General features: G+C 36.8%; 13 protein-coding genes. 8 read left to right on the plus strand and 5 right to left on the minus strand.

What is annotated here, in order from left to right:
- The first annotated feature begins 216 nt into the window (after positions 1-216).
- Positions 217-1,407: a NupC/NupG family nucleoside CNT transporter gene (locus BMY13_RS10155; RefSeq protein WP_092493547.1), complete on the plus strand. Its 1,191-nt coding sequence runs from the start codon at positions 217-219 to the stop codon at positions 1,405-1,407.
- A gap of 114 nt (positions 1,408-1,521) precedes the next feature.
- On the opposite strand, the gene BMY13_RS10160 is transcribed toward BMY13_RS10155, so the two are convergent.
- On the minus strand, positions 1,522-2,883 hold the full coding sequence (locus tag BMY13_RS10160) for an MATE family efflux transporter (protein WP_092504375.1): 1,362 nt from the start codon (positions 2,881-2,883) through the stop codon (positions 1,522-1,524).
- A 112-nt stretch (positions 2,884-2,995) separates the two neighbouring features.
- Between BMY13_RS10160 and BMY13_RS10165 the strand changes: the two genes are divergently transcribed.
- The 4 genes from BMY13_RS10165 to BMY13_RS10180 all read left to right on the plus strand — a co-directional run bounded on the left by BMY13_RS10165 (position 2,996) and on the right by BMY13_RS10180 (position 7,612).
- The gene (locus tag BMY13_RS10165; protein ID WP_092504377.1) at positions 2,996-4,069 is read left to right on the plus strand and encodes an undecaprenyldiphospho-muramoylpentapeptide beta-N-acetylglucosaminyltransferase; all 1,074 of its coding nucleotides are present in this window, start codon (positions 2,996-2,998) and stop codon (positions 4,067-4,069) included.
- Positions 4,070-4,462: 393 nt separating this feature from the next.
- Positions 4,463-5,476: an ABC transporter substrate-binding protein gene (locus tag BMY13_RS10170; RefSeq protein ID WP_342728843.1), complete on the plus strand. Its 1,014-nt coding sequence runs from the start codon at positions 4,463-4,465 to the stop codon at positions 5,474-5,476.
- 70 nt (positions 5,477-5,546) lie between these two features.
- Positions 5,547-6,404 carry an ABC transporter permease gene (locus BMY13_RS10175; protein WP_092493551.1) on the plus strand — a complete coding sequence of 286 codons (858 nt, stop codon included), beginning with the start codon at positions 5,547-5,549 and terminating at the stop codon, positions 6,402-6,404.
- Positions 6,404-7,612: a quaternary amine ABC transporter ATP-binding protein gene (locus BMY13_RS10180; protein WP_092504382.1), complete on the plus strand. Its 1,209-nt coding sequence runs from the start codon at positions 6,404-6,406 to the stop codon at positions 7,610-7,612. Before BMY13_RS10175 ends, BMY13_RS10180 begins: the two co-directional genes overlap by 1 nt.
- A gap of 46 nt (positions 7,613-7,658) precedes the next feature.
- Here BMY13_RS10180 and BMY13_RS10185 read toward each other — a convergent pair whose 3' ends face one another.
- From BMY13_RS10185 to BMY13_RS10195, 3 genes are read right to left on the minus strand one after another with little or no spacing between them, the layout of a single operon-like run.
- Positions 7,659-8,804, minus strand: coding sequence for a Ger(x)C family spore germination protein (locus tag BMY13_RS10185; RefSeq protein ID WP_092504384.1), 1,146 nt, complete (start codon positions 8,802-8,804; stop codon positions 7,659-7,661).
- A complete protein-coding gene (locus BMY13_RS10190) occupies positions 8,801-9,916 on the minus strand; it encodes a GerAB/ArcD/ProY family transporter (RefSeq protein WP_092504387.1) in 1,116 nt (371 codons plus the stop codon). The genes BMY13_RS10185 and BMY13_RS10190 overlap by 4 nt, the downstream gene beginning before the upstream one ends.
- Before the next feature lie 8 nt (positions 9,917-9,924).
- A complete protein-coding gene (locus BMY13_RS10195; protein WP_092504389.1) occupies positions 9,925-11,433 on the minus strand; it encodes a spore germination protein in 1,509 nt (502 codons plus the stop codon).
- A 259-nt stretch (positions 11,434-11,692) separates the two neighbouring features.
- Between BMY13_RS10195 and BMY13_RS10200 the strand changes: the two genes are divergently transcribed.
- The gene (locus tag BMY13_RS10200; RefSeq protein ID WP_092504391.1) at positions 11,693-11,938 is read left to right on the plus strand and encodes a hypothetical protein; all 246 of its coding nucleotides are present in this window, start codon (positions 11,693-11,695) and stop codon (positions 11,936-11,938) included.
- A gap of 569 nt (positions 11,939-12,507) precedes the next feature.
- On the opposite strand, the gene BMY13_RS19930 is transcribed toward BMY13_RS10200, so the two are convergent.
- On the minus strand, positions 12,508-13,467 hold the full coding sequence (locus BMY13_RS19930; RefSeq protein WP_092504393.1) for a methyl-accepting chemotaxis protein: 960 nt from the start codon (positions 13,465-13,467) through the stop codon (positions 12,508-12,510).
- Between the two features lie 938 nt (positions 13,468-14,405).
- On the opposite strand from BMY13_RS19930, the gene BMY13_RS10210 reads away from it, so the two are divergent.
- Both BMY13_RS10210 and BMY13_RS10215 read left to right on the plus strand, forming a co-directional pair.
- Positions 14,406-16,157: an ABC transporter ATP-binding protein gene (locus BMY13_RS10210; RefSeq protein ID WP_092504395.1), complete on the plus strand. Its 1,752-nt coding sequence runs from the start codon at positions 14,406-14,408 to the stop codon at positions 16,155-16,157.
- On the plus strand, positions 16,157-18,190 hold the full coding sequence (locus BMY13_RS10215) for an ABC transporter ATP-binding protein (RefSeq protein WP_092504398.1): 2,034 nt from the start codon (positions 16,157-16,159) through the stop codon (positions 18,188-18,190). The genes BMY13_RS10210 and BMY13_RS10215 overlap by 1 nt, the downstream gene beginning before the upstream one ends.
- Positions 18,191-18,211 lie beyond the last annotated feature (21 nt).

The following is an 18,211-nucleotide window of genomic DNA, read 5'->3' on the forward strand; positions in this document are numbered from 1 at the left end:
TGGGAATATGCTGCTTATATTTTTCTTATAAGTGTGCCGTGAGCAGTCAAATTAAAGTAGTTAAAAAGTTTCAATGTAGGGTACTACTAAAACAGTGCACAAATTGGAAAAAATTTAACTTGCATGACGTCTGACAACCTGCTAGAATCATTTATGGAAAACGTTATTGTAAGCAGTTACAACAACAGTTAATTAACTATAAGGGAGGCTGCATCCGTGGATATACTTCTCGGGTTTCTAGCAATCATCATCGTCCTCGGACTAGCATTTTTGATGTCCAACGATAAGAAAAACATTAATTATAAAGGCATCATCGTTATGTTAGGGTCGCAATTTTTAATAACGTGGTTTATGTTCGCTACAGAAATTGGACAGACAATTATAAACGGTATTTCGGCTGGATTTAATAAATTAATTGAATTTGGCATGGAAGGTATTAACTTTATACTTGGTGGGGTTGCACGTACAGAAGGTGGAAGCATTTTCTTCTTTGATGTCCTACTTCTAATTATCTTTTTCTCAACCATTCTGTCAGTGCTAACGTATTTAAGAATCTTGCCGCCGATTATTAAATATTTTGGCGGGTTCTTATCAAAAATCACCGGGTTGCCAAAGGTGGAATCGTTTAATGCTGTGAACAGTATTTTCTTTGGACAATCTGAAGCATTACTAGCGATTAAATCTCAGTTTCATCACTTGGACAAGAATCGTTTATATATTGTAAGTGCGTCGGCAATGGGTTCAGTTTCAGCATCGATTGTTGGAGCATATATTCAGATTCTTCCTCCAGAATATGTACTCGTTGCATTACCGCTTAACATGTTTAGTGCATTGATGATTTCATCCGTTATTTCGCCTGTTAATGTGGCAGCGGAAGATGATCATGTTGATGTGAAAGATGTATCAAATGATAAAAGTATTTTTGAAGCAATGGGTAATGGTGCGCTTGATGGTGGTAAAATTGCTTTAATCGTTGCAGCAATGCTTGTTGCGTTTATCGCTTCACTAGAATTAGTAAATTGGATCATTCAATCAGTGTTTGCTGGAGTTACCTTACAGCAAATTCTAGGATATATTATAGCTCCGATCGGTATTTTAATGGGTATTGCGCCTGGTGAGGTTATAGAAGCTGGTGGAATAATGGGTACTAAGATTGTTACGAACGAATTTGTGGCTATGCTAGAGTTCGAAAAAATGCTAGGTAGCATGTCCGAGAAAACAATCGGAATCGTATCCGTATTTCTAACAAGCTTTGCCAACTTCTCATCCATTGGTATTATTGCGGGAACAGTACAGGCTATTGACAGCGAAAAAGCAGTCAAGGTTTCTGGCTTTGGAATGAAGCTATTAGTTGGTGCAACACTTGCGTCAATCTTATCTGCTACCGTAGCAGGAATATTCTTATAGGAATTATTTAGAAAAGCCACCAAGTTTGGGTGGCTTTCTTCTTTTATGGAGGCACTTTTCGTAAGTTTTATTGCTTTTTAATCATCCAGTTGAAAAAAGAAACCTACCAGTAAACTAGCAGGTTTCACCACTTCGTACATATTTTTTTTGTAAATAAAGCAGGCGCCATAGTAATGTAATCGCCCCAACACTTAATCCAATAATAATACCAACCCAATAACCAAACGGTTCTAATGCTGTATAATTCGCCAAAAGCCAGCCACTAGGTAATCCAATGACCCAATATGATACGAATGCCATAATGAGTGTCATATTAACATCTTTATAGCCACGTAATGCGCCTTGAATTGGCGCGCCGAATGCGTCTGCCAGCTGGAAGAAGATTGCATAATAGATAAATTGCTTCGTTAATTTAATTACTTCAGGGTTCGAGTTATAAAGTGCTGCAACCATGTCGTTGAATACATATAACACAAGTCCTGCAAATGCGGCGATAAAAATACCGCCACTAATTCCTATATAGCCATATGTTCGGGCATGGTCATAACGTTTGGCTCCGACTTCAAAACCAATCGCGATGGTCAGGGCAATGCCAACACTTAGTGGAATCATATATAGCATCGTGGCGAAGTTAATTGCAGCCTGATGAGCGGCAATTGTATATGTGCTGTAGAAACTCATCAAAAGTGTGACAGCTGAAAAGATACTTGTCTCAAAAAAGATCGCAAAACCAATTGGGATTCCGATTGTAAGCTGCTCCCACCACGCTTTCAGGGATGGAGAAACCCAATTTAATAAAATCCTGTAGCTGCGAAAAGGCTGAATTTTATGGATGATTCCTATTGCAATAACACAAACTAACCAATAAGTAATCGCGGTTGCAATACCAGAACCGATGCCACCAAAGGCAGGCACTCCAAGCTTGCCGAAAATAAAAATATAATTAAAGAATATATTTAATGGTAGTGAAATCAAAATGATAATCATGGAGACTCGAGTTTGACCAAGAGCATCAATAAAACAGCGTAATGTGTTGAAAATAAATAAGGGGACAATACCTGTACTTAAGGCAATAAGATAATATTTAGCTGTGTGTCGCACTTGAGATTCCAGGTCCATTGAATTCAGGATAGGGTTAAGTACAAATGCGCCCAGGACCACAATGATAAGTGCCAATGCAATAGACAAGTAAATACCCTGTTGAATTTTTTTGGATATTTCGCCCTCCGACTTTGCTCCGGTTAATTGCGCTATAATAGGAGTAATTGCGAGCAGGATTCCATTCACACCGGTGAAAATAGGTACCCAAAGACTGGATCCAATAGCAACACCAGCTAAATCAGCAGCACCAGCTTGCCCGGACATCACCGTATCAAAAAAATTCATTAAATACATACTTATTTGGGTAATAAGGATGGGTATTAATATGATATTAAATAGTTTTAATTTTTCTTTTAGTGTCGCTGTCTCATACATAATACTCTTCCTTTTTATATGTTTTTCGATTAGGATAGAGAAAGTGATTTTTATAATTATAAAAGCAATTATACAAGTTAAGTTAGCTTTATGAAAGAAAGGAGTTAATTCTGTGAGTACGAATCGAATTCTTTTTACAGGTGGAGGCTCAGCTGGTCATGTGATCGTTAATCTTGCACTCATACCCATATTCCAAAAAGAAGGCTGGGAAATTGATTATATCGGTTCCAAAAGAGGAATTGAACGAAATCTGATTGAACAGCTTAAGGGTGTTACATATTATCCGATTTCAACAGGAAAATTACGTCGTTATATGTCTAAGGAAAATTTTAAAGATCCATTTAAAGTAATGAAAGGTACGATGCAGGCCTGGCGGATTATTGGTAAGCGAAACCCGTCCATTATTTTCTCGAAAGGCGGTTTTGTTTCTGTGCCAGTAATTATGGCAGCAAAGATGCGTGGCGTACCAGCTGTTATTCATGAATCAGACTTCACACCAGGACTCGCAAACAAGCTCGCTATTCCTTTTGCTAACAAAGTCTTGGCAACATTTCCTGAAACAATGAAATATCTTCCAGAGAAGAAGGCTGAATATGTGGGTGCCATTATTCGGGATGAGTTATTTCAGGGAAATAAGGATAAGGGCTTGGAGTTGTGCGGATTCTCTAAAGCAAAACCAGTTTTACTCATCATGGGTGGCAGTGGTGGCTCTGAAAAAATCAACAATACAGTACAAGCTAGCCTTGATGAGCTATTACCAGTATTTCAAATAGCACATATATGCGGGCAAGGTAAAACAGACACATCGATAAATCGTGATGGATATAAGCAATTTGAATATGTGAATGAAGTATTGAAGGATCTTTTTGCTGCAACTGATTTTGTCCTTTCACGAGCAGGGTCAAATGCTATTTTTGAGTTTTTGGCATTGCGAAAACCAATGCTGCTTATCCCGTTATCAAAAGAAGCGAGCAGAGGAGACCAAATCATAAATGCGAAATCGTTTGTTGAAAAAAGATATGCTCGTGTAATGGAAGAAGAAGAACTAACAGAAGATTCGCTGGTGCATGAACTCTCTCAATTAAAAGAGCATGCCCCAATTATGATGGATAACATGAAAAATTATCAGAGCGAGAAAGCGCGAGACCGAGTGATTGAAATTATTAAAAACTCAGGTAAAAAGTGAACTATCCCAATAAGCAATGAGAAAATGTCCCCAAGCGCATCAGCTTTTCGGGGACATTTCACATTTAATTCATTAAACGGAAACCAGTTATAACGTGTTAGAAATTTAAATGTTATCGAATACTGTAGTATTTTCGACAATTAAGCAAATATATATAGCTAGAAGCCACTGACTTCCAATAATCATTGTTAATTGGGGATAAACGCTTTAAATACAGTTTGATAAAAAAAATGCAATTCCCTATCATAAAGAGTGTTGTCATTAACTTTCATCTTCACATCTCTTCTATATATGTATCCTTCAGCTGTTACATCATATACACATATTTTAATCACGTCCGTGTGACGTACTTTTACTTATTTTCGACAATACAAAAATAAAGGGGTAATTATTTTGAAGAAACTATTATTATTGTTTTCTGCTATTATTTTAGTAGGGATTCTCTCTGCTTGCGGAGGTTCCGATTCTAGTTCGGATTCAGAAGAAAAAATTGATAAGCTCGTGTTTGCAGATGCTGGCTGGAACAGTATCAAAGTGCATAATAGTATCGCACAAAAGATCATCGAGGAAGGCTATGGTATTGATACAGAAGTTACTGCTGGATCGACTGCAGCGACTTTGCAAGGCTTCATTGAAGGTGACATTGATGTTTATATGGAGATTTGGACAGATAATACTAAAGAAGTATATGAAGAGGCGATTGAAGCTGGTGATATCGTAAAAACTTCTGTAAACTTTGACGATAATGTTCAAGGGTTATATGTACCAACATACGTAATAGAGGGTGATGAAGAACGCGGTATTGAACCAATGGCACCAGAGTTAAAAACCGTTGAAGATTTGAAAAATTATCCTGAATTATTTGCAGACCCAGCAGAACCTGATAAAGGTCGTTTGATAAATGCTCCAAGTGGTTGGGCTGTTGAAAAAACGATCACTCAAAAAATGGAAACATATGGATTGAACGATACATTTGTAAACTTCAAGCCAGGCTCTGACGCAGCTATAGTAGCATCTTTAACTGACGCATATAATGCTGGAGAGCCTTGGGTAGGATATTATTGGTCACCAACTGCTGTGACTGCTAAATATGATTTAACATTATTGCAAGAACCAGAATTTGATCAGGAAACATGGGATGAAACAAAAGGTACAGAGTTTCCTCCAAATGATGTTGTAACTGCAGTTCACAAAGATGTTCCTGGTCCGGCACCTGAGGTTGTAGAATTTCTTAAAAATTATGAAACTAGCAGTCCGTTAACTGAAGAAGCTTTAAGTTATATGGAATCTAAAGAAGATATTTCACCTGAAGCAGCAGCAATATGGTGGATGAACGAAAATGAAGATATTTGGACAAGTTGGGTCCCTGAAGACGTGGCCAAGAAAGTCAAAGATTCAATGGAGTAAAAATCTCAAGCAGCTGGCGCCGGATTAAGGTCGGCTGCTTTTTCTAATTTAAAAGAAAGAGGTGGTACCTATGGGTGCTTTTCCTGGTATAACTACTAATCTTGGAGATTATGTTGCAGACTTAGTTAGATTTCTAGATGAATCATTAGAAGGCTTTTTCGATTTTATCTATCTATTTTCATCACAGATTATCAATGCAATTGAAGGCTTTTTACTGTGGATGCCTTGGTGGGTGTTTATTCTATTAATAGTAATACTTGGCTGGTATTTCAAGTCAATGGTATCTGGGGTTCTCTATGGTGCATTTGTATTCTTGATTGGTACATTCGGTTTATGGGAAGATTTGATGACTACTATAGCGATTGTTATGACAGCTGTTATCATTTCCTTGGCTGTAGGTATCCCATCAGGGGTATGGATGGCATTTAGTAAAGGATTTTCGACCGTAATGCGTCCTATTTTAGATGCGATGCAGACGATGCCGAGTTTCGTGTATTTAATCCCAGCAATATTTTTCTTTGGACTAGGGAATATATCGGCAATCTTTGCTACCTTAATTTATGCAGTTCCACCAGTAATCAGGCTTACAGAACTAGCAATTAGAAGTGTCGACAGAGAAGTTATTGAATCAGCACAATCTTTCGGATCTTCAAATTGGCAAATGCTTTTCAAAATTCAACTTCCACAAGCTCTGCCAACAATTATGGCTGGGGTAAACCAGACCACAATGATGGCATTGGCAATGGTTGTAATAGCATCAATGGTTGGTGCACAAGGTCTTGGTGAGCAAGTTCTAGTATCTATTAACCAAATCGATATTGCATTAGGTTTTGAAGCGGGTATTAGCATTGTATTTTTAGCGATTATAATTGACCGTATTACTGGTGGGGTAGCTGACAAGCTCCAGAAGCATAGGAGGGTAAGTTAATGTCTACTAAAATTAAACTTGAGCATGTATCAAAGATCTTTGGTTCGAAACCAAAGTCAATAATCCCTAAAATAAAAGCAGGTATGGAAAAAGATCAAATTCTTGCTGAAACGGGTCATACTGTAGGTGTTTACGACGCATCTATGGATATAAAAGAAGGCGAAATTTTTGTTATCATGGGGCTTTCAGGTAGTGGTAAATCAACATTAATTCGCTGCTTTAATTTATTAAATAAACCAACAGACGGATCAATCTTTATCGATGGGGAAGATATCGTTAAATTCAATGGTTCACAACTGAAGCATATTCGTCAGGAAAAGGTTGCAATGGTTTTCCAGCATTTTGGTCTTTTCAACCATCGGACCATTATGGCAAATGTTGAATACGGTCTGGAGATACGTAATATTTCTAAAGAGGAACGGCGAGAAATTGCACAGAAAAATATTGATATTGTCGGATTGAAAGGATATGAAGAAAAATATCCTGATGAGCTATCTGGTGGTATGCAACAGCGTGTAGGTTTGGCTCGAGCGCTTGCAAATGATCCTGATATTCTATTAATGGATGAACCATTCAGTGCACTTGACCCATTAATTCGCCGTGAAATGCAACTTGAATTGCTTGATATCCAAGACCGTTTGCAAAAGACAATCATTTTTATTACACATGACGTTAATGAGGCATTTAAATTGGGTGATCGTGTGGCGGTCATGAAAGATGGTAAGGTCAATCAAATAGGTACACCAGAGGAAATAATTGAAAAGCCTGCAAATGACTATATATCTGATTTTATAAAGGATATTGACCGTTCAAAAGTTTTCCAGGCTGAACATGTCATGATTAAACCGAATGCGCTAGTTTCCATGAAAGATGGCTTAAATGTTGCCAGAAAAGAAATGGAAGAGAACGGTATCTCCAGTGTATTTGTTGTGGATCGCAAACGTCATTTGAAAGGAATTGTGACAATTGATGATGCGATTTCAGGTTTAAAGGAGAAGAAATCGCTTGAAGATGTTCTGCGTCACGATGTTGCGGTAGTACCAAAAGATGAATATGTAAATGATATTATTCCAAAAGCATTGGAATCAAGTTTTCCACTTGCAGTTATAAATGAGGAAGAAAAGCTCGTCGGATTTATTTTACGTGTACACGTGTTGTCCGGCTTAGTATCTAATGATGTGAAAGAGAGTGAAGAATATCATGGATGATTTGAAACCGACCCTTTTTGTGAGGTCGGTTTCTTTTTAAAATCTACTATGGAGTTGTACCATGTCCTTTAAGGGTAAAGTCTATTTTAAAATCTACATTTATATCGGGAAACTTTTCACGCCATTCCTTATCTGTAAGTTTACCACCGTGTTTATTGATCCGATAGATAGTACCATACCCAAAAGGATCTGAATTTAACTCCTGTGAATTCTTGAAAAGCTGTTCATACTGTTTCTTAAAAATCTTTTTCACTTCTTCTTCAAAAATTTCTTTAGCCTTAGGTTTTTTCAGGTCTATTTCTTCTGATAACTCCAACATCGTTACATTAAAAGTAATTTCTGTCTGAAATTGCATATTCTGTTGATTTGTTATCTTTGATTTACTGTTACCTCTTAATACCTTCATTAGTGCATGTGCTGTATCTTCATCATTTTCATCCAACCTTTCACTTTTTAAATATTTTTTGAATGGCTGCATTGGAAGTTGTACTTCTAGAGTAGCATTTTCGATTGATTTGTTGAAAACATTGATTAATAAAGCATCACTTAATGGAACTTGTCCAACATATTTATCATCTTGAAATAAGGCAATAGCTGATAATGTGGGTGATTTTGTCGCAGTTGACAAAACAGGCAAGTATGGGTCATGCCCATTGTCGTAATAGGTTTGCAGAAAATCATGCAAGGTAACGCGCGGAATAATATTATCTTTTACATTTTGTTCGATTAATTCATATAAATATTTCCCCACGTGAACAGATGATCCTTCTTGCGTCTGTATAATTACATCTTTTGCGGTTGTCTCACTTAGTGCCAAATACATGGTATCCGACACCCTGGCATCACGTATTTGTGTATCTATATAACTTAATAGTCCCTTTTTAGCAGTTTCTTTTCCAAACATTTCAAGCCGTATTTGTCCGGGTGTTAATTTGAAGCTTGTTTTGTAATTTGCATTCTTACGGGCACCTTTAATGGTTCTACCCTCCCCAGAAACAATTGATGAAAGTTCTTGGTTTTGGGAGTCAAATTTATAAATTACTAAAGTCGTTTCTATTTTGTTATCTTCTATTATGTCGACACCACGGGTATTAATAATTGCAAGGTCTTCAATAGATTTGGTTTGCACACAGCCAGTAAGAGAAGTAATTAATAACAATGACAAAACAACTAATTTTAAAATATTCCTCATCCAGATTCACTTTCCTTTTTCCTCTGCCATCGTTTTTTCAGTAATACAATTGGTAAGAGTATAAATGGATAGACATAAACAATCCAGAATCCAATTTTGGAAACCAACTCGGTTAGCTTAATGACTATATTATGACTGGACATTAAGGCAATAAGAATTAAGTAAATAAATGATGTTATAATTAATGTCTTTTTTTGTGGAACCTTGTACATACGTTTAATTCCATAAGTTATAGCCCACATTAGTAAAATCATATTTGGCAAAGCAACCATCATCCATTCGGCAACAACGATATAATCAAAACGCTCAACAAAAGGAAGAGAAACTATCTTAAATAAGGATAATACAGCCCATTCCAGCTCTTTCAATTGTTTCGCACTAAAGTAACCAATTGAAATGACGGTACCAATGAGTAGGAGTCCAAAAGACCAAAACGCACCAAAATAGGTAGGGAATTTAGCTCTTTCTTTGTTCTGAATAAATGGATAAATCAGTAACAGAATTTCAAAACCTGCAAAACTGTATGATGTAGCCCTTGCTCCTTTTAATAAATCGGGAAAAGATGCTTGGAAAAATGGCTGAAAGTGATCCAGTTCCATTCTTATAGCTGGCTCGTATAAAAGAAATAGAAGCCAGTGTGCAGAAAAAAAGAAAATAAACACGACACCAACAATTACTCGCAATCCCCCATAAATACAGTAAATTATTAGGGAAATAAGTAAAACACCGATGATAAGTGAACTTATTTCCGGAAAAATGAAGACTTGAACAACATCGATATACGTCAGAATTACGGATAACAATGCAGCAGCGAAATAAATTATATAAAATGTCCCCAATATTTTTCCCAGCCAATTACCAAAGATATCCACTTGTATTCCAAGAATATCTGCATTTTCATATTGATCTAATATGCGAAACATAACGAATAGTACAAGTAATAAATAACCGAACGCGATAATAATGGATATCCATGAATCCTGTTGTGCTTCAGTAAAAATATACATTGGAGCTCCCATTATCCCGACGCCTATTTGGATGGATGTGATAATGAAAAACAAGTAGAATGCTTGGATACGAAGGTTCTCTTTAATTTTAACGTTTATTTCCATAGAACTACCTACTCATCTATATCATGTTTTTTTATCGCCTCAGACTTTTTAAAACGAAATAAATCCTTTGGTCTCAATGACAGAAATCGTTTATATTGATAAGCATATGGTGGTCTAAACAACACTTTATTTAAGTCATCCCAACGGAATGGGTAAATGGGAGACAGGTATGGTTCGCCTAATGATTTAAGTTTTAATACATGTATTACTAAAAAACAGAGTCCGTACATAATGCCGATTAGACCGAACATTCCTGCAAGTATAATCATTGGGAAACGAATAACTCTTACTGTAGTTCCCATTTCATAACTTGGAGCAGTGAAAGATGCAAGTGCACTGAAGGCAATCACGATAATAAGAATGCTGCTGGTTAATCCTGCTTGTACCACAGCTTGCCCAATTATTACACCGCCCACAATACCAATTGTCTGACCGACTTTAGATGGCAGTCTCGCTCCTGCTTCCCGTAATAGTTCGATTAAAAATTCTAAAAATAATGCCTCAATTATCGGTGGAAATGGTACGATGGCTCTTGATTGCCCAATAGTTATAAGCTCCCGAGGTGGAATAAGTTCATAGTGATAGGTTACTGCTGCAACGTAAAGTGGTGTTAGAATAATTGAGATAAACATAGCAATGAAACGCAGAATTCGTAGAAAGGATCCGGCGTTCCAGCGCATATACATATCCTCTGTTGATTCCAAAAAACTAAATATAGTAGAGGGTGCCAAAATTGCTTGTGGATTATTATCAACTAACACACCTATTCGACCTTGTGAAACAGTGTAACTAAATCGATCTACAAGCTCGGTTAAGTAGTATTGTGGAAAAATAGTGGAGGAAGAGTCCTCAATAAGTTGAGCAAGTACATGGGTGTCATCAACTTTATCAAGGTCTAGATCCTGTAATCTTTGGCGCATTGTATTTATATGTTTATCGTTTACTATGGATTTCATATAAATTATTCGAACTTCTGTTTTAGCTCTCTTACCTATCATCAACTTTTCCAGTACAAGATCTGTAGACCTAATACTCCAGCGAATAACATTTAAATTTGTAATCAGTGATTCGCTGAAAGCTATCTGGGGGCCTAATACAACAGATTCATTTTCAGCCTTTGAAAGATCCCTTGATTCCTTTCTAACTAATAAATAGAAAACAGCTTTATCTTCGCCTTCTACATATACAAAAACGTTACCTATCAATAAATCCTCAAGTATTTCTTCAAGTGTATCTGTTGTAGATCCACCGCCTATAGGGATTTCGTTGAGTACGTTTGGGGTGTTCAACTCGCTAATATTCAATAATGGTTTTAATAAAAAGTTATCAAGTCTATCTGTTTTAACTTGATAGGATAAATAAAATACGCAAACTTTTTTCCCACCAATATCAAAAGTAGAAAAAATCAAATCTGGATTATTCTCAAATTTATCTTTTAGAAGCTTCTCAAATTTATCAATTTTTATAGGGAATATAGATTTAGTTTGTGTGTTTCGATGACGGCGACTTTTTCTCATATGTACCTCCTGATGAATCAATTGCTGAATGTTAGTATGTGAAAAAACCGAATAGAATATTATAGCCATTGAAATATTTGAAAAGAGATGTGGCTGATTGTTGTCTTATCAATAGTAATTAACTTATGCCTCTTAATGTATACAGGACTTTTAGCAGGCAATAAGACTATAGTCTTATTTTTTAAAAAATTCAAAAATTTTATTGTTTGATCGTGTCGATTAGTGTAGAATGACCTTATTAGTCATAAGGGGTGAGTAAATGGGAGAATTTATTCGAAACTGCCGATTATGTAGAAAGCAAATGGAATCAGGCCCGTTTATGATGTGTACGACATGTTTGGTCGAAAGTGATCGAATAAGAAGTTTTATAACAAAAAATCCATATGTTTCAGTCGAAGAGATTTCGTTGGCCACAAATGTTTCAGTGGAAAAGGTAGAACGAATGGTCGACCTTGGCGTTAATAAAAATAATTATAAAAGAAAAAGTAAACTTTATAACTTGTAGTAATTAGAAATTAAATTTTGAGAACTTTCCACTTTAAAGACGATTAATAACAGGATAGGATGTTTAGAACGTTTATTTTCAATGGTTGGATCTAATACGTAGTTGATATAAACTGCGACACAGTGAAAATTTTCTTTTGCACCACTCCGGTACCAATGCAACATCTGCTCAAGCTAGCACTTTCGCAGTCTTACTAGCCATGGGCTCTCTCATCATGGTTATGAGAACCCGGACGCTATTCAAATAGCGTGAAACGTATCTTTATCGGGGTTATGAGAACGCGAACACTGTTAAAATAGTGAGAAACGGTCACTTATATCGAAGTTATGATTCCCGGTTGAGTATTTTTCCATGTTACTTAACAGTTTATATCTAATCAGCAACATTAGAAAACTAGACATTCACCAATCCTTTTGGTGAATGTCTAGTTGCACTTATGCAGTAAGAAAGTAGTTATACTTTCTTAACTGCAAAATAAATCCGAACTTATTCGAATTCTATTTAAGAATTTTGAATCATAGTTCGGATTTTACTTTGACTAAACACTTTTGTCCCGGCTTTTTTTGAGTTTACGAGGTTGAAGCTTCTTTTATTCCTTCAACCCCAGATGCTAGTCGCTCATCAACAACTTTTGCATCTTCAACATGCTGAGTAATAACTTGTTTAATCGTATCAAACGAATCGTTTGTTTCCTCAATGTACCTTACCATTTTTTCTGTAAGTTCATTTTGATTATTTATATTTTGCAATACATCCTGTGTGTTTGATTTAACGGTCTTCACGATTGACGCCATTTGTTCTAGCATGTCGACTGTTTTGTTACTAATCTCTGTTGATGACCGCAATGTTTTCTGATTCTCATATGTGTCCTGTTCTGCTTCTTGGATTTTACGCTGAATCGTCGTTGTCACCTCATCAATGTGATGGGTGCTTTCTGCTGTGTTTTCTGCAAGTTTTCTAACCTCTGAGGCCACAACTGCAAAACCCTTACCATGTTCACCGGCACGTGCAGCTTCAATAGATGCATTTAAGGCTAAAAGGTTTGTCTGATTTGCTATTTCACTTATTACTTGAACGACCTCCTTAATCGTATTAGAATGTTCTCCTAACTCTTGCATACTTCCGGCAGTCTTTGTCATCTGTGACTCTAAACGTGCCATAAGTTTTTGGTTTTGTTCCATAATTTCTTGATACTCCTCTGATTGCTTAGAGAGAGTGTCAGAGGATTCGACAAGTCCATTTCCCTTTTCAACTAAACGTTTGGAGTGTTCACTTGATTGTTGCCCACGTGTTTGAACTTCATCAAAGCGCTGTTTTATTCGAACTACTAAATCTTCCAAGTCATGGTGCTGGCCATTCACATGTTCGTGTTGGTTGATTGTATGTATTAAATCTTCTTCAAATTGGTTTAAAAAAAGTGAGCTATCCTTCTTAATTTGTGCTTTTTCCTGCTCCAATTTTTGTATCTTTTGATTTGCTGTGTTCAATTGTTCTTCGAGATTATTGCGCTTTTTTGTTTTACCTAACAAAGCTATTCCCCCTGCTGTTTATATTGGCTGTTTTCTAAAAGATTGTTGCTTTTTCCAATTAATGATCACCTTAATTAGAATAAACTGCGACGTAATGTGGTGAAATATAGTATAGTCCTATGACATCGCTACGGAAATACAGGGCGGCTGGAAAGCCTCCTCGTGCTGCACTGCGGGGTCTCGCCGATGCCTTTTCTCCCACAGGAGTCTCCGTGTATTTCCTGCGCTGGATTTTGCTCACTATATCCTAATAGTTAACAAAATATATATTATGACAGATAAACACAAGATTTTAACCATTTAACCAGCAGTTGGAATATGCGAGACTTTTCTGTGGGAAAGAAATCCTAGAGACCACACAGAGAGTGTTCTTTGCGAGCGAGGCAGACTAAGTACGCCACGTCTGCACTAGCACGTCCTATGCGTCGAAGGCACGTGGTGAACCCACGGCCAACAAGACAATGTGAAAGTTTCAGCTTGAGCGGTGAAAGCGAGTATATTCCAGCTGTGTGGTTAGAGAGCCATACTAAATACTAAGAATTGTTATGAAATTCCAACAACCTTTTAGAAAACAGCCTATGTTTTTATATCGACGTCTCGATGTTTTGTCTGAAGAAAAAATAAAAAATATTTAAAAAAGTAATTGACTTTAAATTTTCTTAATACTATAATTATTGAGTATCTTAAAAAGAGAGGAGGTCATATCAATGGAAAATACAATGGATCTTTTAAAACAAAATTTTATATTTGGTGTGACCTTCTGGGCGGTAAAAAATAACTAGCTATAATATTTTTTTATAGTTATGAGGTCACGCATGTCTGTGGCCTTTTTGTATTATATGAGGGGTATGATTTATACCTTGAAAGCACATGCCACAGGCGTGTGTTTTTTTATTTGCTCAGAAGGCTGCTGTTAGAGAGAGAAGTAGGTGATTAATATGTTTCAGGTTTTTAAGAAGTTGGATTGGTTTTTCAAACATTATTGGAGAAGGTATACGTTTGCAATTATTGCTTTAGTTATTTCGAGTGCAATCGGATTGATTCCGCCGAAGCTGATTGGGTACGTTATCGATAGAATACAATTTGAAACGTTAACCATGCAATTATTAGTAATGATTGTTGCAGGCTATTTAATTTTAACAATCGTTCATTACGGAATTTCATTTTTATGGGATTATACGTTGTTTGGTGGAGCAGTCATTTTGGAGAGATGGACGCGTAGTAAGATGATGGATCATTTCCTGAAAATGACTCCAACGTTTTATGGGAAATACCGCACGGGTGACCTGATGGCACGTAGCACAAATGATCTTAAGACGATTAACCTTACGGCAGGATTTGGTGTTCTGACACTTGTAGATTCGAGCATATTTATGTTGATGATAGTTGGAATGATGGGGTTTACGATCAGTTGGAATTTAACCCTTGCTGCTCTGATTCCATTACCGATCATGGCGATTGTTATGAATAAATATGGTGCTGCCATCCATGCCCGTTTCACGAAGGCACAGGAAGCATTTAGCGAAATGAATAATGAAGTGCTTGAATCAATTCGTGGTGTTCGGGTGATTCGTGCATTTGTACAGGAAGAACAGGATGAGAAGCGGTTCTACTCCAGGACAAATGACGTTTATGAAAAGAACATAGAGGTAGCAAAAATTGATGCTTTATTTGAGCCGACAATGAAAATTCTCGTTGGCTTATCCTATACGATTGGGTTAGGATATGGAGCATTACTCGTATTTGAAAACAGGATTACGTTAGGTGATTTGGTAACGTTTAATGTTTATCTTGGTATGTTAATTTGGCCAATGTTTGCTGTGGGAGAACTAATAAACATATTACAGCGAGGAAATGCGTCGCTGGACAGAGTTAACAATACGTTGGATTATCAGGCCGATATTACAAATCCAGATTACCCTCAAACTGTTCGGGAAGTAAATACGATTGATTTTGATGCTGTATCTTTTTCCTACCCATCAACCAATAGTAATCAGTTAACCGATATTTCATTAAATGTGAAAAAAGGGCAGACGATTGGAGTTGTTGGTAAAACTGGAGCAGGTAAAACAACCCTATTTAAACTAATGCTCAGACAGTATCCAGGTTTAGTTGGGGCTATAAAAATGTCAGGAATTGATATAGATTCAATAGAGTTGGATGAGATTCGGTCATGGATTGGTTATGTACCACAAGATCAGATGATGTTTTCTAAGTCCATTCGTGAAAACATCCAATTTGGTAAAGAAGATGCAACAGATAAGGAAATATACCGTGTGATGGAGCTTGCGCATTTTCTGGAAGATATCAAGCAGCTTCCAAATGGGTTAAATACGCAAGTCGGTGAAAGCGGAGTCACTTTATCAGGTGGTCAAAAGCAAAGAGTTGCATTAGCACGTGCTTTTATTAAAGACCCGGAAATTTTAATATTGGATGACTCAATGTCTGCTGTTGATGGAAAAACAGAGGCAAAAATAATCGAGCATTTACGTGATGAACGTAAAAATAAAACAACATTTATTGCAGCACATCGTATGTCAGCTGTAACACATGCAGATCATATTATTGTGCTCGAGGATGGAAAAATTGCAGAAGAGGGAACACATGAGGAATTGATGAAGTTGAATGGCTGGTACAAGGAACAATACCAGCAGCAACAATTAGCAGACGACGGGGAGGTGCGTTCCTAATGAAATCAAAATCATCAACTGAAAAGCGACTATTTCAATATGCATTACATTTTAAGAAGGGTATTTTGATCGGTTTAGCTTGTCTGATCGTTGCTGTCGCACTTGAACTTGCTGGCCCTTTAATTGCAAAAACAGTAATTGATGAACATATCCTAGGGGTAGAAGGTAAATGGCAGAAGGTAGAAAACAATGATGATAAATATACGGTTGCTTATAATGATGAATTGTACAAACGAGCAGACCGGGTAGATAATACAGATCAGCAGATAGGAAGCGCTACCGTCTTTCAAGTGGGCCACGATTACTATTTTATAAATGAAGCTGTTTCATTACAAGGTAAACGTAGTGTAGAGAATGAAACAATTACTATTACTACTGCTGATGATACCATGACATATAAAGGTGAAAAACTTTCATTGTCTGAAATTTATCCATTTTTCAAGCCCGAACAAAGGCCAATTATATTTCTGTTGGTTTTATATATGGTATTGCTTGTTATTGCGGGGTTCTTTCAGTTTTACCAGACATTCTTATTGCAGAAATCATCCAATCAAATTGTACAAAAAATGCGTAATGATATATTTGCGCATACACAACGAATTCCAATTAACTACTATGTGGAGCAATCTGCTGGGAAGATTGTGGCACGGGTTACGAATGATACGGAAGCAATACGTGATTTGTACGAAAGAGTCTTATCAATTGTTGTAACAAGTATTATATACATGACAGGAATATTCGTCGCGTTATTTATTCTTGATGTAAAGTTAGCTGCAATGTGTTTAGTGCTTGTTCCCTTAATTATTGGATGGATGAAACTATATAAACACTATGGCACGAAATATAACAGGGTTGTTCGTGCGACGATTAGTGAGATTAATGGGAACATCAATGAGGCAATTCAGGGAATGCCAATTATTCAAGCGTTCAGCAGGGAGAAAAAAACGAAGGACGATTTCGACGTATTGAATGAACGGCACTTTACTTATCAACGTAAACTGGTTAAGTTAAGTGCATTAACGTCATATAATCTTGTAACAGTTTTTCGTAACTTGGCATTTGTCGGCTTTATTTGGTATTTCGGTTCCTTTTCATTAGAACCAGGAAGTATTATTTCAATCGGGGTGCTTTATGCATTTGTTGATTATTTAACTAGGTTGTTTGAGCCGATGGAGGATATTGTCAATCAGCTTCCATTAATTGAACAGGCACGTGTTGCTGGAAACAGGGTATTTGAATTACTGGACCATGACGGTGAGAAGGTTATCAATGATAGTCTAGATCGATATCAAGGTAATATTTATTTTGATCACGTGTCGTTTGCATATAATGATGTTGATTATGTTTTAAACGATATTTCTTTTGAAATTAAATCAGGGGAAACAGCAGCATTTGTAGGACATACGGGATCTGGGAAGAGTTCGATTATGAATTTGCTTTTCCGTTTTTATGACCCGCAAAAAGGAACAATTAAAATTGATGGGCATTGTACACAGGAATGGTCCCGACAACAAGTTAGAGGGCACATGGGTATTGTGCTCCAAGATCCATTTTTGTTTTCCGGAACAATCCTTTCAAATGTCACAATGAATGATCCTGGAATTACTCGAGCAAGCGCAATTGGGGCTTTAAAAGCCGTTGGAGCAGACCGTTTCATAGAAAAGCTACCAGATGGATATGATGAGAAGGTGACTGAAGGAGGTACGACTTATTCACTTGGTGAGCGTCAATTAATTTCCTTCGCTCGAGCACTCGCTTTCGATCCGGCGATTCTTATTTTGGATGAAGCAACAGCTAATATAGATACCGAGACAGAGACAATTATCCAAAATGCTTTGGAAGTTTTAAAACAGGGGAGAACTACACTTGTTATTGCACACCGTTTATCGACAATTCAGCAAGCAGATTCTATTTTTGTACTAGAAAATGGTACAATAAAAGAACAAGGTAATCATCATCAGCTTATTGGTGAAAGGGGCTTATATTATCATATGTACCGAATGCAACAAGGAAAGTCGAAACGAGCAGTCTAGTTATTCAGCTGTGTGAGGTGT

Origin of the sequence: Virgibacillus subterraneus (assembly GCF_900110695.1) — a bacterium.
GTDB lineage: Bacteria > Bacillota > Bacilli > Bacillales > Amphibacillaceae > Lentibacillus > Lentibacillus subterraneus.